18 protein-coding genes are annotated in these 23,977 nt (G+C 69.1%); 9 read left to right on the top strand and 9 right to left on the bottom strand.

The features are described from left to right. Window positions 1–6: 6 nt before the first annotated feature. The 7 genes from AB0K02_RS18690 to eccCa all read right to left on the bottom strand — a co-directional run bounded on the left by AB0K02_RS18690 (window position 7) and on the right by eccCa (window position 11,491). Window positions 7–2,220: a protein kinase gene (locus AB0K02_RS18690; protein WP_365993545.1), complete on the bottom strand. Its 2,214-nt coding sequence runs from the start codon at window positions 2,218–2,220 to the stop codon at window positions 7–9. A gap of 5 nt (window positions 2,221–2,225) precedes the next feature. Continuing rightward, complete coding sequence (locus AB0K02_RS18685; RefSeq protein ID WP_365993544.1) at window positions 2,226–3,152, bottom strand: serine/threonine protein kinase; 927 nt, start codon at window positions 3,150–3,152, stop codon at window positions 2,226–2,228. Window positions 3,153–3,342: 190 nt separating this feature from the next. Next, window positions 3,343–3,999, bottom strand: a complete 657-nt coding sequence (locus AB0K02_RS18680; protein ID WP_365993543.1) for a hypothetical protein — start codon at window positions 3,997–3,999, stop codon at window positions 3,343–3,345. 4 nt (window positions 4,000–4,003) lie between these two features. After that, on the bottom strand, window positions 4,004–6,292 hold the full coding sequence (locus tag AB0K02_RS18675) for a DUF6571 family protein (protein WP_365993542.1): 2,289 nt from the start codon (window positions 6,290–6,292) through the stop codon (window positions 4,004–4,006). 6 nt (window positions 6,293–6,298) lie between these two features. Continuing rightward, window positions 6,299–6,796 (bottom strand): hypothetical protein, encoded by a 498-nt coding sequence (locus AB0K02_RS18670; RefSeq protein ID WP_365993541.1) that lies wholly within the window; start codon window positions 6,794–6,796, stop codon window positions 6,299–6,301. 76 nt (window positions 6,797–6,872) lie between these two features. After that, the gene (locus AB0K02_RS18665; RefSeq protein WP_365993540.1) at window positions 6,873–7,520 is read right to left on the bottom strand and encodes a hypothetical protein; all 648 of its coding nucleotides are present in this window, start codon (window positions 7,518–7,520) and stop codon (window positions 6,873–6,875) included. Then, entirely contained in the window at window positions 7,520–11,491 is a 3,972-nt protein-coding gene (gene eccCa, locus AB0K02_RS18660; RefSeq protein WP_365993539.1) for a type VII secretion protein EccCa, read from the bottom strand. Before eccCa ends, AB0K02_RS18665 begins: the two co-directional genes overlap by 1 nt. 224 nt (window positions 11,492–11,715) lie before the next feature. Here eccCa and eccD point away from each other — a divergent pair, with 224 nt between their 5' ends. The 6 genes from eccD to AB0K02_RS18630 all read left to right on the top strand — a co-directional run bounded on the left by eccD (window position 11,716) and on the right by AB0K02_RS18630 (window position 18,798). Further along, window positions 11,716–13,215 carry a type VII secretion integral membrane protein EccD gene (eccD, locus tag AB0K02_RS18655; RefSeq protein WP_365993538.1) on the top strand — a complete coding sequence of 500 codons (1,500 nt, stop codon included), beginning with the start codon at window positions 11,716–11,718 and terminating at the stop codon, window positions 13,213–13,215. 165 nt (window positions 13,216–13,380) lie between these two features. Next, window positions 13,381–13,668, top strand: a complete 288-nt coding sequence (gene rpsO / locus AB0K02_RS18650; protein WP_030583699.1) for a 30S ribosomal protein S15 — start codon at window positions 13,381–13,383, stop codon at window positions 13,666–13,668. A 296-nt stretch (window positions 13,669–13,964) separates the two neighbouring features. Then, entirely contained in the window at window positions 13,965–16,184 is a 2,220-nt protein-coding gene (locus AB0K02_RS18645) for a polyribonucleotide nucleotidyltransferase (RefSeq protein ID WP_365993537.1), read from the top strand. Beyond that, window positions 16,181–17,560, top strand: a complete 1,380-nt coding sequence (locus tag AB0K02_RS18640; RefSeq protein ID WP_365993536.1) for a pitrilysin family protein — start codon at window positions 16,181–16,183, stop codon at window positions 17,558–17,560. The genes AB0K02_RS18645 and AB0K02_RS18640 overlap by 4 nt, the downstream gene beginning before the upstream one ends. A gap of 20 nt (window positions 17,561–17,580) precedes the next feature. Beyond that, window positions 17,581–18,333 carry a 4-hydroxy-tetrahydrodipicolinate reductase gene (dapB, locus tag AB0K02_RS18635; protein WP_365993535.1) on the top strand — a complete coding sequence of 251 codons (753 nt, stop codon included), beginning with the start codon at window positions 17,581–17,583 and terminating at the stop codon, window positions 18,331–18,333. Window positions 18,334–18,345: 12 nt separating this feature from the next. Then, window positions 18,346–18,798 (top strand): tetratricopeptide repeat protein, encoded by a 453-nt coding sequence (locus AB0K02_RS18630; RefSeq protein ID WP_365993534.1) that lies wholly within the window; start codon window positions 18,346–18,348, stop codon window positions 18,796–18,798. A gap of 81 nt (window positions 18,799–18,879) precedes the next feature. On the opposite strand, the gene AB0K02_RS18625 is transcribed toward AB0K02_RS18630, so the two are convergent. Beyond that, window positions 18,880–19,428 carry a hypothetical protein gene (locus AB0K02_RS18625; protein ID WP_365993533.1) on the bottom strand — a complete coding sequence of 183 codons (549 nt, stop codon included), beginning with the start codon at window positions 19,426–19,428 and terminating at the stop codon, window positions 18,880–18,882. Between the two features lie 123 nt (window positions 19,429–19,551). Then, a complete protein-coding gene (locus tag AB0K02_RS18620) occupies window positions 19,552–19,788 on the bottom strand; it encodes a hypothetical protein (protein WP_365993532.1) in 237 nt (78 codons plus the stop codon). 214 nt (window positions 19,789–20,002) lie between these two features. Here AB0K02_RS18620 and thyX point away from each other — a divergent pair, with 214 nt between their 5' ends. The 3 genes from thyX to AB0K02_RS18605 all read left to right on the top strand — a co-directional run bounded on the left by thyX (window position 20,003) and on the right by AB0K02_RS18605 (window position 23,713). Continuing rightward, window positions 20,003–20,743, top strand: coding sequence for an FAD-dependent thymidylate synthase (gene thyX, locus AB0K02_RS18615; protein WP_365993531.1), 741 nt, complete (start codon window positions 20,003–20,005; stop codon window positions 20,741–20,743). Between the two features lie 201 nt (window positions 20,744–20,944). Further along, complete coding sequence (gene dapA, locus AB0K02_RS18610; RefSeq protein WP_177151304.1) at window positions 20,945–21,844, top strand: 4-hydroxy-tetrahydrodipicolinate synthase; 900 nt, start codon at window positions 20,945–20,947, stop codon at window positions 21,842–21,844. A gap of 183 nt (window positions 21,845–22,027) precedes the next feature. Next, window positions 22,028–23,713 (top strand): ribonuclease J, encoded by a 1,686-nt coding sequence (locus tag AB0K02_RS18605; RefSeq protein WP_365993530.1) that lies wholly within the window; start codon window positions 22,028–22,030, stop codon window positions 23,711–23,713. The last annotated feature ends 264 nt before the right edge of the window (window positions 23,714–23,977 follow it).

Below are 23,977 nucleotides of genomic sequence, written 5' to 3'. Positions count from 1 at the left end.
ATCGGGTCAGCTGTATGGATAGGCAGCGAAGTAGTCCTCACCGATGGCGACAATCGCTTCCGGGATGCCGTGGTAGCCGTAGAAGCGGTCGCCCCGGGCGATGCGCGTCTTACCTGCCTTGCCGGTATGGATGGAGAACGACCGCAGTAGGCCGGACTCGCTGCTGTATGCGTGAACTTCGCCGACCCCGGGAGCGGGCGGCAGCGTCACGTCGAGGTCGGCCCCGCTGCGGTCGGGGGCCCGCCACAGCAGGTCCCCGGTGACCCAGTCGACGGCGACAAGGCCGATGCCCTCCTCGACGGCGAGGACCCCATCTCCACCCAATGCGGGCGGTCCCGTCCGTGCCTTGGCCCGGCCCGGCCCGAAGGACCACTTCTCCTTGCCGTCCTTCAGCTCAAGAGCGCGTAGATGGCCCACCGGGGGGTAGACACCCCAGTCGTCGGCCTCCAGCATTCCCCTGATGGCGTCCGGGTCGGGGACGTCGAGTGGCTGCCGCCACAGTTCCTTTCCCCGGCGCGAGTCGTGGACGGCCAGAGTGACCGCGCCGTCGGGCATTTCCTGAAGGACGACCAGATGGTCCCTGACAGCCCGCGCGGCCAGGAAGTGCAACCGGTCCGACGTTCGCGGTCGGGAGGGAAGCGGCTGCCGCCACCGCACTTTGGCGGTGTGCACGTCGACAGCGAGCACGTACCACTCCTGGGAACTGTCATAGCCGATGCCTGTGCCGGAGGGCTCGCCCCGTCCCGCCGCGAGAAAGACGACACCGGAGTGGGCGCTCAGGAGCTGGGTCGCGGAGAGAGCTCCGTTGTAGCCGTTCAGCTCGACGGTGTCCGGCTTCGGAACGCGGGCGAACTTGACCGAAGAGATGGTGAGCGGATGGTTGCGGGAGGTCGGGGCTTCGCAGGCATACACCCTGGCCTCGTCAACGCTCTGGTCGTATGTGCACCGGTGGGCTGGGCCCTCCAGCAAGGGGGTGCCGGCGCGGCCCTTGGCGACATCGACGGTCCGTAGCCCTTCGTCGTCCGCGATGGCGAGCGTCGGGCCGAAGGACAGGGGAACTGGCGGGGACAGCGAGGCTCCCTCCAGGCGCAGCGGAAGCTCCCACAGCCAGTCGCCCTTCTCGGCCACCGGCCCGGGGGACTTGTTCTTGGCACCCGGGACGGCGTCGCTGCTTCCGCCCGCCGAGGCCGCCCAGGTCCATATGCCACCGCCGATCGCCGCGGCGCCGACGAGACCCGCGCCACCGATGGTGAGGAGTTTGCGGCGGCTGACTTCCCGTGGGGGTGCAGGGACTGTGTCCTCGGTGGTGTGGTTTGCCGGTACGGGCAGGCGTTGTCGCTGGTGTTGCCAGACCTCCGTCGCCCGGCGGGCGATGTCAGTGAGCAGTGGAGCCGGGAGGTGGTCCGCGAACTCGCCGTGACCGTCGTGCAGTTCGGCCGCCAGTTGCCCGGTGGTGGGGCGTTGCGCGGGTTCTTTGGCCAGACACCGGCTGAGCACGGCCGCCAGGCCGGCCGGGACACTCGACAGGTCCGGGTCGGAGTAGCGGACACGGTAGAGCAGGTCGGCCGCTTGGCCCGTGCCGAAGGGGCCGTGGCCGGTGGCGGCGTAGACGAGGACCCCGGCGAGGGCGAACACGTCACCCGCGGGTGTGTGTTCCTGGCCCGTGGCCTGTTCCGGAGACATGAAGGCCGGCGTGCCCGCGGCGGTACCGGTACGCGTGAGGCGGTCGTCGCCGGCGGCGCGGGCGATGCCGAAGTCGATGATCTTGGGTCCGTAGGCGGTGATCATGACGTTGGAGGGCTTCAGGTCGCGGTGCACCACGTCGGAGGCGTGGAGCTGGGCGAGAGCGCCGGCGAGGGCCGCGCCCAGGGCCCGGACGGACGCCTCGGGCAGGGGGCCGCACAGGGCGACCGCGTCGTCCAGGGGAGGGCCGAGGACGTACTCCGTGGCGAGCCAGGGGGTTTCGGCACCAGGGTCGGCGTCGACGACGGTGGCGCCGTGGTGGCCGCCGATGATGCGAGCGGCGTCGGTTTCGAGGTGGAAGCGGGTACGCGCGGCGGGATCGGTCGCGATGCGGGCGTGCATGGATTTGAGGGCGACGGTGCGCCCGCCGGCGGTGCGCGCGAGGTAAACGGTGCCCATGCCGCCATGGCCGAGGCGGGCGAGCAGGTGGTAACCGCCGATCTCACCGGGGTCGTCATGAGTCAGTGGCGCGAGCATCGTCGTCAGGTCCTGGTGGTGGTCTGAGGGACACGGACTTCGGCAGTCAGAAGCTGGGCCGACTGGCGGGCGAGTGCTGCGACCACACGCCCGGGCAGCCAGCCGGGTGACAGCAGTGATGCCGCCGAGTCCAGCACTGTCGCCGACGGCGCGCCCGTAGCCGGCGGCAGCGCGTGCAGCAGCTCCGCCGCCGTCGGGCGGGCCGCCGCGTCACGGGACAGGCAGCGAGAGATCAAGGGACGCAGCGATTCAGGGAGTTCGGCGCGGTCCGGGACCGTGTGGCCGGTGGCGGCGTACGCGAGCACCGCGCCGAGCCCGTGGATGTCACCCGCAGGGCGCGGGCGCCCGCCGGCCGCCGCCTCGGGGGCGAGGCTGCCCGGCTCCAGCCCGGGACGGCTGTTGCGTGGCTCGCCGTCCGGCGCGGCAGCGCGTACGGAGCCGAAACAGGTCAGCCGCGGCCCGTCCCAGGCGAGCAGCACCGCGGCGGGGGAGGAGAGACCCGCGTGGGTGGTGCCCGCTGCGTGCGCGGCCGCGAGCGTGTCGGCGAGAGCCGTACCCAGGGCCCGTACGGTGTGCTCGGGCAACGGCCCGCCGTGCACGGCGAGGGCGACAGGCAACGGAAGCACGGGGAGATAGGGCGTCGCGTACCAGGCCGCGGCGGGAGTCGGCGACACCTCGTCAACCGGCAGCACCCAGGGCCCGACGAACCCACGCGCCGCCTGAGCCTCGACGAGGAACCGGCCGGGGTCGGTGTCGGCGAGCGGCGCGCTGACCAGGACCGTGCGGTCACCGTCCGCGCTGCGCGCGACGAACCGGTGCTCGGGCACGGGAGGCAAGCCGGGGCCGGTCGGGTCGAGCCGGGTGATCAGCTGGTACGGGCCTATGTGGCGCGGGCCGTTGCCGGAGGGCCGTTCCGTGCGCCCTCGTTCCATCTGCGAATCCCCCTCTGAAGCTGGTCAGCCACAGGAGCCTATCGGGGACCGCACGGCGGCATGGACCGGCCCGCGTACTCGCAGCAAGTCCCATGAGACGCAGTCGCGTCACCGCCGTCCGATGGTGTTCCTTGACAGAGCACGGTGGCACCACCGATCGCGGTGGCGCCACCGAGGGTTGGCACCCAGTCTACGAATCACCGCCGAGTCGCGGAGAGGCAGTCGGGATCTTCGACGGCAGATCGCACTGAGCAGCCTTGTGAGCGAAGCGTGCCGAGCCCAGGGCCAGATCGACCAGACGCTGGTTCACCTTGGAGTCGTCGGATCCCTTGTCCTCCCTCAGATGGACCACGACGCTCAGGCTGTAGCTGCCGCCCACGACGCTGCCCGGAGCCGAGCAGGGCACGAGCACAGCAGCCTTCCCCCCGGAGACGACGCCCATGGCGCCTGCCTCGAAGGACGTGGCCCGTGAGGCGAGTTCGTCCCCGATGGCCTCCGCTGCCCAGCTCCGACCCGGCTCGGCGACCATCATCTGTGTCCGGGCGCTGAGCAGCACGCTGCCTTCACCCCGCACCAGGCAGTCGGCCGTGAAGCTCGAACCTCCCTGTGCCACCGTCTTGCCGTCGATCTTGTCCTCGAAGGAGTACTCCGGCTTTTCCGGCAGTACCTCTTTGAGAGCTGCGACCGAGGCGTCTTGGTCTCCCAGAGTTTCGCAGACGTCTTTCGCGGTGATGTCTCCACGTCTCTCGAACGGGGGAATCCCGCTGACATAGGCGACGGCTGCAGCCGCCCCGGCGATCGCGATGACCGCGAGCAGGACGATCAGCTTCCTGGACACGCCCTTCACGGCGTCACCCTTCCTTGTCCAACGCCTTGGGAACCCCCTGACCGTCGCAGAAGTCCGCGACATTGGTCTTGGCGTTGTTGAATCCCTGTTCGGCAGCCGTTGCCGCCGCCGACACGATGTGCGGGGACGGGTTCTTCGCCGCTTCGCCGGCCTTCTGAGCAGCCGACTCGACCAGGGTATAGGTGGATTCGCGCGTGTCGTTGATCTCCTTGCCGTTGCGGTAGATCACTTCGCCCGAGCTGTCCTTCACCAGTCCCTCGGAGATCGATCCGAGGATCTCGCTCGCCGCGGTGCCGGCGAGGCCGCCGGCCACGATCCCGCCCGGGCCTGCGACGGGTGCCGTGGCCAGGCCGATGCCGATGCCCACTCCACTGCTCACCCAGGTGTTCACGTTCTTGAGGGAATCGTTGAACTCCGCGTCCTTTGCCCCGCCCTCGACCTCGTTCGCGTACGCGCGACCCGTGCCGATGGTCCCCTCGATTTCGCCGGCGACTCGGGCGACGTCCTCGATCGACTTCTTGAGATTCTCGTCGCGGCTGAAGTTCGGGTCTGCCAGGTATGCGTCCGGGTTGGCGAAGTGGTACTCCATCACCGACGTGGTGTAGCTGTGCTGCCCGGCGTTGACTGCGGCGTAGCCGTCAGGGTTCTGGCCCACCGTGTACAGGAATCGTGTGATGTCCTGCTCGCTGAGCGAGGCCGAGGCTCCGGCCTGGGGGAACAGGGCTCCCTCGTTCTCCTTGCCGGGGTGGAGTCCCCGGTTGATGTCCGGCATGTACTCCGCGGCGATCTGGCCCATGCTGTCGGACATGTAACCGTGATCGGTGAGGCGCTTCGGATCCTCGGACACGGCACTGAAGATGCTCTCGACGAGCTTCGCCTGCTCCTCGTTGTGCGCGGGCGTGTCGATCGTCGGCATCTCTCCTGCTCGGTGACCGGTCGTTGCCGCCTCCAGGGCAAGCGCGAGGTTGTTGCGGCCCTCGATGCTGTCCTCGCCCTTGTTGTCCCGGTCCTGGGGCCAGTCCCGCTCTCCGAAGAGATAGTCGAAGTTGGTCAGCGCCCGCTTTTCGTTCTTGCCGTTCTCGTCGGCGTCCTCTTCGAAGTCGTGGTCCTCGTCCTTGGTGACGAAGTCCCCGTTGAAGAACTCCGTGGCGGCGTCGGGGCTGTTCGAGAGCGCCTTGAGGAAGCCGGTCATGGGGTCGGAACCGGAGTCGGTGCCCGTGCGGTTGAGCAGCGGGTCCATACCCATGTGCTGCCAGCCCATCGGCATGTGACGACCGTTGTCGGTCATCTTCTTCTCGGTCTCGATCAGCTTGCTTCCGTAGTCGTTCAGGAAGCGGTCGTCGTAGTCGCCCCAGCGCATGAGGTTGCTCATGACCTGGAAGCCCATGGTGGTGCTGTTCTTGGAGATGGGCTGGTCACCGAGATTGACCATGTCGTACTTCCACCGGGACATCTCGGGCGAGTCCGCCTGAGTGGCCGTGGCGAGGGTGAGGCTCAGGTGCTTCTGGAGGTCGTCGTACTGGTCGACGCGCTCGCGGCCGAGCTTGTACGCGGCATGGGGATCATTGATGCCCGCCCAGAAGTTGAGCGTCCCCTGCGGCCCGAGCGTCGTGGCGAAGTGCTCGGCGAAGATCTCGTCGCCCGAGTACTTCTCCAGACCCGACTTCAGTGCGTCGAAGTCCGCCGGGGTCATGTCCTCAGGCTTCTTCTTCGCCAGGGCCGCGAGCCGCTCGGCTTCCTTGACGGCGTTGGCCGCCTCGTCACGGTCCTTGTACGTGGCGTCCGAGAAGCCGTGGTCCGTCAGGTCCACCAGCGCCTTGAGCGACGTCGAGCCGGTGCTGTCTATCTCGGTCGCCTTGTTCAGGATCCCTTGGAGCTCGTCACGCAGGGCATCGAGGTCCGCCTGTCCGCCGGGGGCCTTCTTGTCGGGGTTCTCCCGTACCGTGAAGCCGCCGCCGTTCGCGGTCACCGTCAGGTTCTTGCCCCGACCGCGGTCGATGGCCTCCTTGAGCAGGCGCTGCTGGGTCTTCAGCTCGTCGCGGGTGTCGCGCATGATGTTGCGGATGGACGTCGCCTGGGTGACGGCGTCGCCGAACTCGCCGGCGGTTTTGCCGATGAACTCACGGGAGACGGTGGCGTTGTAGCCGGCCCAGTTGGCCTTGTTGGCCTGACCGTGCAGGCCGTCCTCGGCGTCCTTCTTCAGCGTCTCGAGTTTGGTGATCATGCTCGTCCAGTCGGTGACTGTGTCGTCGAGCAGCTTGAAATTGGCCGAGTGCAGGGCTTCGAAATCCATCAGGAGTCAGTCCTTGTCCTTCTTGTCCTTCGTCCCGTAAATTCCGTTCTCTTTGCCCGGCTTCGCCCAGTCGTCGTCGAATCCCGCGTCGAGTGTCTGGATACTGCTCACATGCCGCTCGATGAAGATCTCGTCGCCGGCATGCGCGTTTTTTGTGAAGTCCATGTGGTTCGAAATCAGCGCGCACGCGTCCATCACGGACCCGAGCTGCTTGTCCCACCGGGTTGACACGTGCTGCAACGCCTTGCCGAGGGCGAACCCCTGGGAGTCCAGGTCGGTGCCCGCAGAGTCTGTGCTCGTGACCCGCGCTTCCTTCCACAGCCGGTTGTACAGCTTGAAGGCGTGGTCGCCGATCTTCGCCAGATCCTGCTGGTGCACCTCGAGGTCGCCCTGGGGGTTTCCGGCATTGGGTCTGTCCTCGGGAGGCAGCCCGTTGAGCTGCATCTGCGCCGACCCGTTCGCGGCCGCCGACGCCTTCAATTGTTCCCACTCGTCCCAAGCCATCCGCAGGGCTCCTTCCCCCGTACAACGATGGACGCTTCAATTCCGAACCAACATCAACCTATGTGATGCGTTGTGCCTACGTACAAGGGGCGTCCACAACATCCGTGGTAATGCCGTACATCAAGTTGTCGATCGCCGCGTCCCGCTCGGACTGCCCCGCCAGCGGCACCGCGTGCACCGTCAGGCAGATGCCGTCGATCTCATAGCGCTCGACGAACGGGTCCTTGGGGTTCGGCTCGGTGTCGGACTCCGAACCGGACAGGCCCTCCCTCCTCGCCTCCGAGTCCCAGTCGCCACCGGAGTCCTCGTCCTCCTTCACCAGCGTCGCGACCGGGTCATCACGCTCGGGTCCCTTGAGCCGCGGGTCGATGAACCCGCCCCACGATCCCTCTCCGACAGGCCACTTGTGGCGCCCTTGGCCGTCCTCCGTCTCAAGGTTCAGCGCCGCGTACTCCACCCGATCGAGAACCTCTGCGTGATCCGGTCCCGTTTCGAAGACACCTGCCAGCCGCAGGAGGCTGATCACTTGCCATCCCAGGAACAGTCCCACAGCCACCAGTGCCACCCGCCGCCACATGAACGACGCCGCCGACGGCTCGTGAGGTTCCGGGTTCTCGAAATGCGGCGCGCGGAAGCGCCACCAGAGTTTGCGCGGGTCGACGAACAGGCCGAAGGCGACGAACGCCACCGCGAACACCCCGGCGAAGACCGCGGCCCCGATCATCAGGACACCTCCGGCGGCATCAGACCCGTCTGCACCAGCGGGTTGCCCCGCTGACGCGAGACGAAGACGCCGCGGCCCGCCGGCATCGGCCGCATCCGCACGCCGCCGAGCACGTCGCCTTCCGACGGGTCGCCGGAGAGCAGCACACCCTGCGCGCCCAGCTCCATCATCCGCTGCATGAACGACTCGTACGCAGCACGGCTCGCTCCCGCCGCGCTGCGCGCGATGATGAAGCGGACACCGACGTCACGCGCGAACGGCAGATGCTCCGTGAGCTTGGCCAGTGGATTGCCGCTCGACGTGGACACCAGGTCGTAGTCGTCGACCACCACGTACACCGACGGGCCGCGCCACCAGCTGCGGTCCCGCAGCTGTTGGGCCGTGACGTCGGCGGAGGGCGTGCGGCGCTGCATGAGATCGGCGAGCGCGTCCACATGGTGGTCCATGTTGTTGGACATGGGGACGTACTCGGCCAGGTGGCTGGCCGGGGTGACGTCCAGCAGGGCACGTCGGTTGTCGATGACGAAGAACTTCGCGGAGTCGCCGTCGTACCTCTCCGACACCTGCTTGATGAGCAGCCGCAGAAGGTTCGACTTGCCGGACTCGCTCTCGCCGAAGATCAGGAAGAACGGATCGCGGTCGAAGTTGACGAAGACCGGCTCCAGCGCGTTCTCGTCGATGCCGAACGCCACGCCGCGCTGCGGCTCCGCGTACCCGGCCGGGAGGCTCTGGGCATGCAGCTCGCGGGGGAGGAGGCGTACGGCCGGGGCCGGGGCCGCCGTCCAGTGCCGGGAGACCTCCTGCGTCATGGCAGCGGTCGCCTCGGACAGGTCGCTGTCGGAGCTGATGCCGTCGATGCGGGGCACAGCGGCCATGAAGTGGAGGCCCTCCGGGGTCAGACCGCGGCCGGGCACGCCCGTCGGGACGTTCGCGGCGGCCTTGCGGTCCAGTTCGGAGTCCATCGTGTCGCCCAGCCGCAGTTCCAGCCTGTTCATCAGGTGGTCCTTGAGGTTGGCCCGGACCTCCATGGAGCGCGAGGCCGTCAGGATCACGTGGATGCCGTAGCCGAGCCCGCGCGCGGCGACGTCCACCACCGCGGCCTCCAACCCTTCGTAGTCCGTGCGGAAGTTGCCCCAGCCGTCGATCACCAGGAAGACGTCGCCCCACGGCTGGTCCGTCGCCGAGATCTCGCCGCGGGCCCGGAGCCTGCGGTACGTGGCGATGGAGTCGATGCCGGCGCTGCGGAAGTACTCCTCGCGCCGCGACAGGATGCCGTAGACCTCGGCGACCGTGCGCCGCACACGCTCCGGGTCGAGCCGGGACGCGATGCCGCCCACGTGAGGCAGGCTGGCGACGGACGACATACCGCCACCACCGAAGTCGAGCCCGTAGAACTGGACTTCCTGCGGCGTGTGGGTCAGCGCGAACGCCGAGATCAGCGTCCGCAGCAGCGTCGACTTGCCGGACTGCGGACCGCCGATGATCTGCATGTGACCCGCGGCTCCGGAGAAGTCCTTGTAGAGCGGGTCGCGGCGTTGCTCGTACGGCTTGTCCACGAGGCCCAGCGGGACGACCAGCCGGCCGGCTCCCTCGTAGCCGGGCTGGGTCAGGCCGCGGCCCTCCACCCCCGCCAGTCCCGGCAGCAGTTCGTCCAGCGCCGGCGGGTTGTCCAGGGGCGGCAGCCACACCTGGTGGGCCTCGGCACCGCGGCCCTCCAGCCGCCTCACGATGACGTCGAGGACGGAGTCCGCCAGAGCGTCGTCCTCGGGCGTGCGGGCGTCGGGGATGCTCGACTGGGCGGTCGGCTGGATGTAACGGACGGGGACCGGCGCGGCGGTGAAGGGCACCGGTCGGCGGTCGACGGGCAGCGGCCCGCTGGACACCGCCGCGTGCTGGTTTGAGCGGTACACACCGGAGACGTAGGCCGCCTTGAAGCGAACCATCTCGTCCGTGCCGTACTTGAGGTACCCGGAGCCCGGGACGTTCGGCAGCGTGTAGGCGTCCGGGACACCGATCGCGGCACGCGACTCGGCGGCGGAGAAGGTGCGCAGACCCACCCGGTACGACAGGTACGTCTCCAGGCCGCGAAGACGCCCCTCCTCCAGGCGCTGCGAGGCCAGCAGCAGGTGGACGCCGAGCGACCGGCCGATACGGCCGATCTGCACGAACATCTCGATGAAGTCGGGCTTGGCCGTCAGCAGCTCGCTGAACTCGTCGATCACCAGGACGAGCGACGGGATCGGCTGCAGCGGCGCACCGGCCGCCCTCGCCTTCTCGTAGTCGTGGATGTTCGCGTAGTTGCCCGCGTCGCGCAGCATCTCCTGCCGGCGGTTGAGTTCACCGCGGATGGAGTCGCCCATGCGGTCCACCAGCGTGAGGTCGTCCGCGAGGTTGGTGATGACGGCGGCGACGTGCGGCATCTGGGACATGCCCGCGAAGGTCGCACCACCCTTGAAGTCCGCGAGGACGAAGTTCAGCGTCTCCGAGGAGTGCGTGACGGCCAGGCCCAGCACCAGCGTGCGCAGCAGCTCCGACTTGCCGGAACCGGTGGCGCCGACGCACAGGCCGTGCGGGCCCATGCCCTCCTGCGCCGCCTCCTTGAGGTCCAGCATGACCGGACTGCCGTCCTCGCCGACGCCGATCGGCACGCGCAGCCGCTCGGACTGCGACCGCGGCCGCCAGGTGCGGCTGACGTCGACCGAGGCGGCGTCTCCGAGGTTCAGCAGGTCGGTGAACTCCAGGTTGGCGAGCAGCGGTTCGTCGTCGTCCCCGCCGGACGCGATCCGCAGCGGAGCGAGCTGACGGGCGAGGGCCTCGGCGGCCTCCAGGCTCAGACGGTCGGGGGTTCCGTCGTACACCAGCCCGTGGCCGGATTCCAGTTGAAGGGAGTCCGGGTGCACGATCACCGACAGGCCGCCACGGGCGCCCGTGAGCTCACCCGGTACGACCTCGATGATCGTCACGCCCTGAAGGCCCTCCGGGGCGGCGAGCGCCGAAGCCTGCGGGACCGACTGGCCGTCGAGCACGACGACGATGTGGGGCTGGTCCAGGAGCGGGTGGTTGCCGCCCTGGAAGCGGGGGCGCCCCTCCAGACGGGTGGCGAGCATGTCCTGCAGGTCACGCGCGTCCGTGGTGATGAGACGCCGCGTCCCCGCGCCGTCGCCGGGGCCGGTGTCCTGGACGTGCGGAAGCCACTTCACCCACTCCCACTGCGGTGCGGCGGTGGCGCTCGCCGCGACGGCGACGACCAGGTCCTCGGGGGAGTGGAGCGCTGCGAGCGAGCCGACCATGGCGCGTGCGGCGGAGCGCACGGAGTCGGGATCGCCGCTCACCGTCAAGTGGTAGAAGGCCCGCAGGGACACGGCCATGGGCAGGCCGTCGAGCATGCTGTGCGCATTGACGAACTGCTGCATGGCACCGGCCGTGAGCGGCTCCAGTTCGTCGACGGGAGCGGTCTCCGGAGCGATGAGCGGAGTGGCGAGCTGCTGGCTGCCCAGCCCGATGCGCACCTGCGCGAAGTCGCCGTCGGCGACGCGGCGTTCCCAGACCCGGCTGCCCTCGGCGACCAGCGCCCACAGCTGCTCCGGGGACGGGTGCAGATAGAACTGGGCGTCGCGCTGGAGTCTGGCCGTCCTCAGGACCGTGCGCCGGGTCTGCGTCAGGTACTTCAGGTAGTCCCGTCGCAGATCGGCCAGCTGGCCCTGGGTGCCGCGCCGGTAGCGGACGAGCATGGCGATACCCATGCCGACCGTCGACGCGATCATCACCATGCCCATGATCCGCATGATCGGGTTCGGGGTCATGAAGAAGAAGACGACCGAACCACCCATACCGAGCATGGGCAAGAGCTGCATCAGAGCGCCCTCCTGCTGCCCCCGGGGCAGCTCGGGCGGTGGTTGCAGCTGCACCTGCTCGCCGGGCACTTCGGACGGCAGGGCCCGTGGTGGGCGCTTGACGACGATCTGACTCACAGCTCACCAATTCCCTTGCCGGACGGAAATGTTCCTATCGGCGCCCCCGTGGCGACGGGTTCCATCCGCGGGGAGGGATCCTACTTGCGTGGGGACTCAACGGTGGGCGGTAGGGTGGCGCGACGTGTTTGCGCGCTCATGAACTACCGCAAAAAAAGGGTCATTCGGAGCGCAATGTCAGGCGTGCCAGCCAGGATCACCACGAGGGGAAGCAGCAGGTGAGTATGTCGGCCCCAGCCACGGCCACCGGAGCCGGTCAGACGGCTCCCGCGACTGTGTCCAACGGCAGCACCGGTTTCTGCCGGGTCACGGTCGTGGCACCGGACGGTCGTGTCGACGTCGCCCTGCCCGAGGACATCGCCGTCGCCGACCTGTACCCGGAGATCCTCCGTCTGTCGGGTCAGACGCCCGCGCAGGGGGCACCGGTCGGGTACCACCTGGTCCGCCGCGACGGCACGGTCCTGGACGGCGGGCGTTCTCTCGCCGCCCAGCGCATCCTCGACGGCGAACTGCTGTCGCTGCGGCCGTTCGCCGAGTCGCTGCCGCCGGCGGTCTTCGACGACGTCTCCGACGCCGTGGCCTCCGCCGTCGCCCGGGACCGGACGCTGTGGAGCGACGCGCTGATGCGGGGCGCGGGTCTGTTCGGCGGTTCCGTGCTGCTGGTGCTGCTGGCGTTCGCCCTGTGGTCCGCCGACCCGCGGCACGACATGCACGGCCTGCCCGGCATCCTCGCCGCCGTCGCCGGAGTCCTGCTCCTGGCGCTCGCGGCCGTGCGCGCCAGGGTGTACGACGACCGGGGCTCCTCGGTGGCGCTCGGAGTCGGTGCGATGGCGAACGCGGCGGTGGGCGGCGCCGGGCTCCTGCCGCTCGCCCAGGGGGAGGGGATCGGCAAGCTGCAGTTCCTTCTCGCCTGCGCCGCCGTTCTCGTCTGCGCCGTCATCCTCACGATCGTCGCGCCGGCCGGGGACGGCCCCTTCGTCGCGTTCGTCTTCGCCGCGACGGTCGCTCTTCTGGTCACGTTCGTCGCCATCCTGACCTCGCTGGAGCCGGTGGAGACCGCGGCGGTCTGCGCGCCCCTCGCCGTCGGCGCACTCGCCTTCCTGCCGGGGCTGTCCACCCGGTTCGCCCGCCTGCCCGTCGGCTTCGATCCGCCGCGGACGTCCGTCGGCGGCTACGGCGACGACCCCGAGCCCCAGGGGCCGGTCGACGGCGAGCGGATCGCGGCTCGGGCCCGCCGGGGTCACGAGCTGCTCGTCGGCCTGGTCGGCGGCTGCGCCCTCGTCGCCGTCGGCGCCGCCGCGGTGCTCGGATTCTCCGACAACGTCTGGGGTCAGCTGCTGGCCCTCGCCACCGGCGTCGCCATGCTGATGCGCGCCCACCTCTTCCGCTACACCGCGCAGGTCGGCTGCGCGCTGGCGGCCGGCCTGGGAGCCCTCGTACTGCTCGGGCTCGGGCTGTCCCTGAACCCGCCCACCGGCCTCTTCCAGGACGCCCTGCGCGGGGACGGCACCGGCCTGGACATCCGTACGATCTGGCTCGCCGCCGCGATCGCCGGAGTCGCCGCGCTGATCACGGCCATCGGCCTGATCGTGCCGCGCAAGGGCGTCACGCCGTTCTGGGGCCGCTTCCTGGAGGTCGCCGAGACGTTTGTGCTGCTCACGCTCGTGCCGCTGTGCCTGGCCGTCTTCGACGTCTACCACTCGATCCGGGCACTGACGTCCTGAACACCCTGGTACGCTGTGTGACGGCCGTTTGTGTACGCGATCCCCGGAGCCCTCTCGGACTCTGGAGCAGCGCTCATCGGACCTTCGCCTCCGAGTCACGGAAGCTCCCCTGAGACCAAGACCAGGGGCACTCGTGGGCGCATCGAACACCCAGAGGAGTACCGAGTGTCTCTCGACGCCGCTACGAAGAAGCAGATCATCGCCGAGTTCGGCACCAAGGAGGGCGACACCGGTTCCCCCGAGGTCCAGGTCGCGATGCTCTCCCGCCGCATCTCGGACCTGACCGAGCACCTCAAGACGCACAAGCACGACCACCACTCCCGTCGTGGTCTGCTGATCCTCGTCGGCCAGCGCCGCCGTCTGCTGCAGTACCTGGCCAAGAAGGACATCCAGCGCTTCCGTACGCTGGTCGACCGGCTCGGCATCCGCCGTGGTGCGGCCGGCGCCAAGTAAGACGCCGTGAAGGGAGCGGTTCCCGCCGACAGGGGGCCGCTCCCTTTGCCGTACGCGCGGCAGTCGTCGCGCTGTACGTGCGCGACGGACCGGACGGCAATTAGTCTGGTCGCACAACGACACACTCATCGAGCGAGAAGACGCCCCCCTCGCCGCCGGTCCTCGGTAGTGGCCCCCGGACACATGCCGGGTGCTTCGATCGAAGACCGGCCCGCACCCAAGGCGCGCTTCTCCGCCACCGTTCCGCCACCACACGGGTGCCGGGACGAAAAGACGATACGTAGGAGAATTCGCTAGTGGAGAACGAGACCCACTACGCCGAGGCCGTCATCGACAACGGCGCCTTCGGCACCCGCACCATCCGCTTCGAGATGGGCCGCCTGGCCAAGCAGGCCGCCGGTTCCGCGGTGGCGTACCTGGACGACGACACCATGGTGCTGTCCGCAACCACCGCTTCGAAGAAGCCCAAGGACCAGCTGGACTTCTTCCCCCTCACGGTGGACGTCGAGGAGCGGATGTACTCGGCCGGCAAGATCCCCGGCTCCTTCTTCCGCCGGGAGGGCCGGCCCTCCGAGGACGCGATCCTCACCTGCCGCCTGATCGACCGCCCGCTGCGCCCGTCCTTCAAGAAGGGCCTGCGCAACGAGATCCAGATCGTCGAGACGATCATGGCGCTCAACCCCGATCACCTCTACGACGTGATCGCGATCAACGCCGCCTCCTGCTCCACGCAGCTCGCCGGCCTGCCCTTCTCCGGCCCCATCGGCGGCACCCGTGTCGCGCTGATCAAGGGCCAGTGGGTCGCGTTCCCGACGCACACCGAGCTCGAGGACGCCGTCTTCGACATGGTGGTCGCCGGCCGCGTCCTGGAGGACGGCGACGTCGCGATCATGATGGTCGAGGCCGAGGCCACCGAGAAGACGATCGAGCTCGTCAAGGGCGGCGCCGAGGCGCCGACCGAGGAGATCGTCGCCGCCGGTCTCGAGGCCGCGAAGCCGTTCATCAAGGTCCTGTGCAAGGCGCAGTCGGACCTCGCCGCCAAGGCCGCCAAGCCCGAGGGCGAGTTCCCTGTCTTCCTCGACTACGAGGACGACGTCTACGCCGCCCTGTCCGACGCGGTCAAGGACGAGCTCGCCCAGGCGCTCACCATCGCCGGCAAGCAGGAGCGCGAGACCGAGCTGGACCGCGTCAAGGCGGTCGCCGCCGAGAAGCTGCTCCCGGCCTTCGAGGGCCGCGAGAAGGAGATCTCCGCCGCGTACCGCTCGCTGACCAAGGCCCTGGTGCGCGAGCGCGTCATCAAGGACAAGGTCCGCATCGACGGCCGTGGCGTCACGGACATCCGTACGCTCGCCGCCGAGGTCGAGGCGATCCCGCGCGTGCACGGCTCGGCGCTGTTCGAGCGTGGCGAGACCCAGATCCTGGGCGTCACCACCCTGAACATGCTCCGCATGGAGCAGCAGCTGGACACCCTCTCCCCGGTGACCCGCAAGCGCTACATGCACAACTACAACTTCCCGCCGTACTCCACCGGTGAGACCGGCCGCGTCGGTTCCCCGAAGCGCCGCGAGATCGGCCACGGCGCGCTCGCCGAGCGCGCTCTCGTGCCGGTGCTGCCGACGCGCGAGGAGTTCCCGTACGCGATCCGTCAGGTGTCCGAGGCCCTCGGCTCCAACGGCTCGACGTCCATGGGCTCGGTCTGCGCCTCCACCATGTCGCTGCTGAACGCCGGTGTGCCGCTGAAGGCCCCCGTCGCCGGTATCGCCATGGGCCTGATCTCCCAGGAGATCGACGGCGAGACCCACTACGTCACCCTCACCGACATCCTCGGTGCGGAGGACGCCTTCGGCGACATGGACTTCAAGGTCGCCGGCACCAAGGAGTTCGTCACCGCCCTCCAGCTCGACACCAAGCTGGACGGCATCCCGGCCTCCGTCCTGGCCGCGGCCCTCAAGCAGGCCCGCGACGCCCGCCTCCACATCCTCGACGTGATGATGGAAGCGATCGACACCCCGGACGAGATGTCCCCGAACGCCCCGCGGATCATCACCGTCAAGATCCCCGTGGACAAGATCGGCGAGGTCATCGGCCCCAAGGGCAAGATGATCAACCAGATCCAGGAGGACACCGGCGCCGAGATCACGATCGAGGACGACGGCACCATCTACATCGGTGCCGCCGACGGCCCGGCCGCCGAGGCCGCCCGCGCCACGATCAACGGCATCGCCAACCCGACCATGCCGGAGGTCGGCGAACGCTACCTGGGCACCGTCGTCAAGACGACCACCTTCGGTGCGTTCGTGTCCCTGCTCCCGGGCAAGGACGGCCTGCTGCACATCTCGCAGATCCGCAAGCTCGCCGGCGGCAAGCGCGTGGAGAACGTCGAGGACGTCGTCGCCGTGGGCTCCAAGGTCCAGGTCGAGATCGCCGAGATCGACTCGCGCGGCAAGCTCTCCCTGATCCCCGTGATCGAGGGCGGCGAAGACGGCGACGAGAACAAGGACGACACCGACAAGTGACGTCCCGTAGTTCCAGGACGACGGCCCGCACCTCCTCGGAGGCGCGGGCCGTCGCCCGTACCCAAACCCTGCTCAAGGGCAAGGACGGCATCGGCACCGTCCGGCGCACCACTCTGCCCGGCGGCCTGCGCGTCGTCACCGAGACGCTGCCGTCCGTGCGCTCCGCCACCTTCGGGATCTGGGTGAACGTCGGCTCCCGTGACGAGACGCCGTCGCTCGGCGGCGCCACCCACTACCTCGAGCACCTCCTGTTCAAGGGCACGAGCCGGCGCTCCGCCCTCGACATCTCCGCCGCCATCGACGCGGTGGGCGGCGAGATGAACGCCTTCACGGCCAAGGAGTACACCTGCTACTACGCGCGGGTGCTCGACACGGACCTGCCGCTCGCCATCGACGTCGTGTGCGACATGCTCACGGGCTCGCTGATCCTCGAAGAGGACGTCGACGTCGAGCGCGGCGCGATCCTCGAAGAGATCGCGATGACGGAGGACGACCCGGGTGACTGCGTGCACGATCTGTTCGCGCACACCATGTTCGGTGACTCGCCGCTCGGCCGGCCGGTCCTCGGCACCGTCGACACCGTCAACGCGCTCACGGCCGACCGCATCCGGCGCTTCTACAAGAAGCACTACGACCCCACCCACCTGATCGTCGCCGCCGCGGGCAACATCGACCACGCCACGGTCGTACGCCAGGTCCGCCGCGCCTTCGAGAGGGCCGGCGCCCTCTCCCGTACGGACGCGGTCCCCACGCCGCCCCGCGACGGAAGCCGCGCGCTGCGCACCGCCGGCCGGGTCGAGCACCTGAACCGCAGGACCGAGCAGGCCCACGTCGTCCTCGGCATGCCGGGCCTCGCCCGCACCGACGACCGGCGCTGGGCCCTCGGCGTCCTGAACACCGCGCTCGGCGGCGGCATGTCCTCGCGCCTCTTCCAGGAGGTCCGCGAGAAGCGCGGCCTGGCCTACAGCGTGTACTCGTACACGTCGGGCTTCGCCGACACGGGCCTGTTCGGGGTGTACGCGGGCTGCCGGCCGAGCCAGATCCACGACGTCCTCAAGATCTGCCGGGACGAACTCGACCGCGTCGCGGCGGAGGGTCTGTCCGACGAGGAGATCGGCCGTGCCATCGGGCAGCTCGCCGGTTCGACCGTCCTCGGCCTGGAGGACACGGGCGCGCTCATGAACCGCATCGGCAAGAGCGAGCTGTGCTGGGGTTCCCAGATGTCGGTCGACGAGATGCTCGCCCGGATATCGGCCGTCACCCCCGACGAGGTGCGGGCGGTGGCCGGTGACATCCTGGGGCAGCGTCCGTCGCTGTCGGTCATCGGCCCGCTCAAGGACAAGCAGGCGGACCGCCTGCACGAAGCGGTCTCGTAATCCCCTGAAGGAAGAGTGCAATGAGCAAGCTGCGCGTGGCTGTTCTCGGTGCCAAGGGCCGTATCGGCTCCGAGGCCGTACGAGCCGTCGAGGCCGCCGACGACATGGAGCTGGTCGCGGCCCTCGGCCGCGGTGACACGCTGGAGACCCTCGTGGAATCCGGCGCGCAGGTCGTGGTCGAACTGACCACCCCCGACTCCGTGATGGACAACCTCGACTTCTGCGTACGCCACGGCATGCACGCGGTCGTCGGCACCACCGGCTGGACCGACGAACGCCTCGCGCAGCTCAACACCTGGCTCGCCGCCTCCCCGCGGACCGGCGTGCTCATCGCACCCAACTTCTCCATCGGCGCGGTGCTCACCATGAAGTTCGCCGAGCAGGCGGCGCGTTTCTTCGAGTCCGTCGAGGTCGTCGAGCTGCACCACCCGAACAAGGCCGACGCCCCGTCCGGCACCGCCACCCGCACCGCCCAGCTGATCGCCGCGGCCCGGGCCGAGGCCGGCTGCGCCCCGCAGCCCGACGCCACCGTCACCGCCCTCGACGGTGCCCGCGGCGCCGACGTCGACGGCGTCCCGGTGCACGCGGTCCGCCTGCGCGGGCTCCTGGCCCACCAGGAGGTGCTCCTCGGCGGGGAGGGCGAGACGCTGACCATCCGGCACGACTCGCTGCACCACAGCAGCTTCATGCCCGGCATCCTGCTCGGCGCCCGCCGCGTGGTGTCCGCCCCCGGCCTCACCTTCGGGCTGGAAAACTTCCTCGACCTGGCCTGACCGGGACCTCGGATGCGCGCAAAGATCACGTACTTCGTCACGGCAGCCGTCCTGGTCGTCTACTTCGTCCTGGTCGGCAGCCGGGGCCTGATGCTGATCCGGCAGGGCACCGCGCTCACCGTCACCTTCGGTGTCGCGGTGCTGATCCTGCCGGTCATCGGCCTGTGGTTCCTGTGGAAGAACACCCGGTTCGTCACGAGGGCCAACCAGCTCGCGGCCGAACTGGACGCCGAGGGCGGCCTGCCGGTCGACGAGCTGGTGCGTACGCCGGGCGGCCGTATCGACCGGGACTCCGCCGACGCGGTGTTCGCCCGGCGACGGGCGGAGACGGAGGACGCGCCGGACGACTGGCGCTGCTGGTTCCGCCTTGCCGTCGCGTACCACGACGCGCGCGACACCCCGCGCGCCCGCAAGGCCATGCAGCGCGCGATCGCCCTGCACGACGGAAAGCCCGTCACCGACTGACGGCGTCCCTCACCTGCTGACGGCCGGGCGGCTGAGGGCCCGATGCTCCTGGGCGCACCCGGGCCCCAGCCCCCGCCGCCGTCAGGCGGTGCGGTACTCGGCGCCCCACGCCTCGATGCTGTCCGCTGCCCGGTCGAAGGCCTCGAGCCGCGACAGGAAGTCGCCGTTGTGATCGGTGAGCAGGGCGAGCTGCGCACCGCCCCGGTGCTCGAGAATCAGCGCCTGCCCCTGCACCGTCCTCGGCATCCCGAGCCAGCGCACCGGCTGCTGCACGGTCCGCAGCCCGGTGGTGCGGTTCCAGGGGACCGTGGTGGTCGAGAAGAACGCCACGCGCCGTACGCCGTGCCGGCTCACCCACGTGCCCATGCGCAGCAGCCGCAGCGCGGCGACGATCACGGCGGCACCCAGGACCATGCACCCGGTGGCACCGGGAAGCGCGCCCGCGAACCCGGTGATCATCCCGGCGATGAGCACGAACGAGGCGAACAGCAGCAGCAGCGCCGCGGCCCCCACCCGCCACGGACCAGGGCGATAGGGGCGCCGCCAGCGGTCGTGGTCGTCGAAGGGCAGCGCGACGTCGTCCGCTTGCGCGTCGAAGGCGCGGTCGGCCGTCAGGAAGGGCAGGGGCACAACGGATCCTCACTCAGCAGCACACTCGGTTGGGCTGTGCCCGGTGAGGCTATCGAGGCCCCCAGGGGCCGACCACCCCCGGGGGCCAAGGGGGTGGTCCGGGCACGGCCGGTCACGGGGAGGTCAGCGTCCTTCCGACGCCTCGGACTTCTGGGAATGGGAGGGGGCCCGGTCCGCTTCCAGCGCGGGCATCCCGAGCAGCAGGGAACCGACGAGACCGCCGACGATGGTGAGCCCGATCATCGCCCGGCCCAGCAACTGGGACCTGCTCGGCCGTTCCCGGGGCGGGGGAGTGACGTTGCTGCGGAAGGCGTCGGCCTCGGCGACGAACGAGAACGGGACGGCCTCTCGCCGGAACATCAGTGACTCTCCTCAAACTCGTGACGTGTGGGGCTTGTGGTGTGGTGCCGGCTGCTCGTGCAGCCGCTGCTCGTACAGACGAGCAACGCGGTCGTTCGGTGCCCGAATTCCCCGAATTGACCACAGGACACCTCCCGCCCGCCGTTTCCGCGACTGTCGGTGGTCCGCCGTAGAGTGGGCGCGGTCCGAGCGATGCAACTGGAAGGACCCGCCGGTGAGCGACACCCCCGCAGAGAACGTCAAGCCCAGCTTCCGCAGCGATGTCACGGTCGAGCTGGTGAAGCACACCGCCGGTGACTCCGACGTGCTGTGGGCCGCCCGCGTCTCCACCGCGGGCGAGCAGTCCCTCGACGAGCTCTCGAAGGACCCCGAGCGTTCCAAGGGCCTCATCAACTACCTGATGAGGGACCGCCACGGCAGCCCCTTCGAGCACAACTCGATGACCTTCTTCATCAGCGCCCCGATCTTCGTGTTCCGCGAGTTCATGCGCCACCGCGTCGGCTGGTCGTACAACGAGGAGTCCGGCCGCTACCGCCGTCTGGAGCCGGTCTTCTACATCCCGGACGAGGAGCGCAAGCTCGTCCAGGAGGGCCGCCCCGGGAAGTACGTGTTCGTCGAGGGCACCCAGGCGCAGCAGGAGCTCACCGCCCAGGTCATGTCGGACGCGTACCTCCACGCGTACGAGGCGTACCAGGAGATGCTCGACGCGGGCGTGGCGCGCGAGGTGGCCCGTTCGGTCCTGCCGGTCGGTCTCTACTCGTCGATGTACGCCACGTGCAATGCCCGCTCGCTCATGCACTTCCTCGGACTGCGCACCCAGCACGACGACGCGAAGGTCCCGTCCTTCCCGCAGCGTGAGATCGAAATGGTCGGCGAGAAGATGGAGCAGCACTGGGCCAAGCTCATGCCGCTCACGTACGCCGCCTTCAATGCCAACGGGCGCATCGCCCCCTGACGGCGGCCGCAGGGCACAGATGTGCGGTCAGCCTTGCGAAGTGTCCGTATTGCGGCGTTTCGAGAAGTTCATCTAGGCTGATCAAACGGACCCGGCACTGCTTGAACCCCCGAGCAGGCAGTGCCGGGTTCCACATGCCACGTCGTACGTCACGTCCCCCGAGGGGACACCGGGCGCTGAGCAGCGAGTAGCGTGTTACCCATGGCTCCGATCTCCACTCCGCAGACCCCCTTCGGGCGGGTCCTCACCGCCATGGTCACGCCTTTCACGGCGGACGGCGCACTCGACATCGCAGGCGCACAGCGACTGGCCGCCCATCTGGTGGACGCAGGCAACGACGGCCTGGTCATCAACGGCACCACCGGTGAGTCGCCCACCACCAGCGACGCGGAGAAAGACCAGCTCGTACGGGCCGTCCTGGAAGCGGTCGGGGACCGCGCCCACGTCGTCGCCGGCATCGGCACGAACGACACCCACCACTCCATCGAGCTCGCCCGCGCCGCCGAGCGCGCCGGCGCGCACGGCCTGCTCGCCGTCACGCCGTACTACAACAAGCCCCCTCAGGAGGGCCTGTACCGGCACTTCTCGGCCATCGCCGACGCGACGGAACTGCCGGTCATGCTGTACGACATCCCGGGCCGCAGCGGCGTCCCGATCGACACCGAGACGATCGTCCGCCTCGCCGCGCACCCGCGCATCGTCGCCAACAAGGACGCCAAGGGCGACCTCGGCCGCGCCAGCTGGGCCATCGCCCGCAGCGGCCTCGCCTGGTACTCCGGTGACGACATGCTCAACCTGCCGCTCCTGTCCGTCGGCGCGGTCGGATTCGTCTCCGTCGTCGGCCATGTGGTCACCCCGGAGCTGCGGGCCCTGCTCGACGCCCACCGCGGCGGCGACGTCGAGAAGGCGACGGAGATCCACCAGAAGCTGCTGCCGGTCTTCACCGGCATGTTCCGCACCCAGGGCGTGATCACCACCAAGGCGGCCCTGGCCCTCCAGGGACTGCCCGCCGGCCCGCTGCGCCTGCCGCTCGTGGAGCTCTCGCCCGAGGAAACCGCACAGCTCAAGATCGACCTGGCCGCCGGCGGGGTACAGCTCTGAGTACAGACTTCACAACTGAATAGACGCAGAACCGGCCGACGTGATCGATGAGGTCGACACACCCGTGGAATCGGTGAGCCACGACCCCGATCGAACCGGCCGTCACACACCAGCAAGTGGCATGAATGTCATGTACGCCACGTGCCCGGGCGGGCACGTGGCGTACATGGTGAGGAGAGTCTTTTGAGTCATCCGCATCCTGAACTCGGCGCGCCCCCGAAGCTGCCCAAGGGCGGCCTGCGCGTCACGCCCCTCGGCGGTCTCGGCGAGATCGGCCGGAACATGACGGTCTTCGAGTACGACGGCCGACTGCTCATCGTCGACTGCGGCGTCCTCTTCCCCGAGGAGGAGCAGCCCGGGATCGACCTGATCCTTCCGGATTTCACCACCATCCGGGACCGCCTCGACGACATCGAAGGCATCGTGCTCACGCACGGCCACGAGGACCACATCGGCGGTGTCCCGTACCTGCTCCGGCTGAAGCCGGACATCCCGCTGATCGGCTCCAAGCTGACCCTCGCGCTCATCGAGGCCAAGCTCCAGGAGCACCGCATCCGCCCGTACACGCTGGAGGTCGCCGAGGGCAACCGAGAGCGCATCGGCCCCTTCGACTGCGAGTTCATCGCGGTCAACCACTCGATTCCCGACGCCCTGGCCGTCGCCATCCGCACTCCTGCGGGCATGGCCGTGCACACCGGCGACTTCAAGATGGACCAGCTGCCGCTGGACCGTCGGCTCACCGACCTGCACGCCTTCGCGCGGCTCAGCGAGGAGGGCATCGACCTCCTGCTGTCGGACTCGACGAACGCCGAGGTCCCGGGCTTCGTCCCGCCCGAGCGTGACATCTCGAACGTGCTGCGCACGGTCTTCGCCAACGCCCAGAAGCGGATCATCGTCGCCAGCTTCGCGAGCCACGTCCACCGTATCCAGCAGATCCTCGACGCCGCGCACGAGTACGGACGCCGGGTCGCCTTCGTCGGACGCTCGATGGTCCGGAACATGGGCATCGCCCGGGACCTGGGCTACCTCCGCGTCCCGGCCGGCCTCGTCGTGGACGTCAAGACGCTCGACGACCTGCCCGACCACGAGGTCGTCCTCGTCTGCACCGGTTCCCAGGGCGAGCCCATGGCGGCCCTCTCCCGGATGGCCAACCGGGACCACCAGATCCGCATCGTCCAGGGCGACACGGTGATCCTGGCGTCGTCCCTCATCCCGGGCAACGAGAACGCGGTCTATCGCGTGATCAACGGCCTGAGCCGCTGGGGCGCGAACGTGGTCCACAAGGGCAACGCCAAGGTCCACGTCTCGGGCCACGCCTCGGCCGGCGAGCTGCTGTACTTCTACAACATCTGCAAGCCGAAGAACCTGATGCCCGTCCACGGGGAATGGCGCCACCTGCGTGCCAACGCCGAGCTGGGTGCGCTCACGGGCGTCCCGAAGGACCGCATCGTCATCGCCGAGGACGGCGTGGTCGTCGACCTCATCGACGGCAAGGCCAAGATCGTCGGCAAGGTCCAGGCCGGGTACGTGTACGTGGACGGCCTGTCGGTCGGCGACGTCACCGAGCCGGCGCTCAAGGACCGCCGCATCCTCGGCGAGGAGGGCATCATCTCGGTCTTCGTCGTCGTGGACAGCACGACGGGCAAGGTCGTGGGAGGCCCCAACATCCACGCGAGGGGCTCCGGCATCGACGACTCCGTGTTCACCGGCGTCGTGCCGAAGATCGAGGAGGCGATCGCCAAGGCGGCCTCCGACGGCGTCGCCGAGCCCCACCAACTGCAGCAACTGGTCCGCCGGTCCGTCGGCAAGTGGGTGTCCGACACCTACCGCCGACGCCCGATGATCCTGCCCGTGGTCGTCGAGGTCTGACGCCACGACAGGTCGTCACTCAGGAGCGGGGCCCCCGATTTGCATCGGGGCGCTCCGCTCCAGTACGTTTGCATCTCCGCCTGAACGGGACCCCCGCACACTCATGTGCGCATACCGGTGCCCGAAGGGGGCGGGGAATTCCGACTCAGAATCTCTGATAAAGTCGGGTCCGCCGGAAAGGGAAGCGCGAAAGCGAAGAACTGGAAAGCACCGAGGAAATCGGATCGGAAAGATCTGATAGAGTCGGAAACGCAAGACCGAAGG

It is taken from the genome of Streptomyces sp. NPDC049597 (assembly GCF_040675505.1).
GTDB lineage: Bacteria > Actinomycetota > Actinomycetes > Streptomycetales > Streptomycetaceae > Streptomyces.
This window is presented reverse-complemented; position numbering and strand designations above follow the sequence as displayed.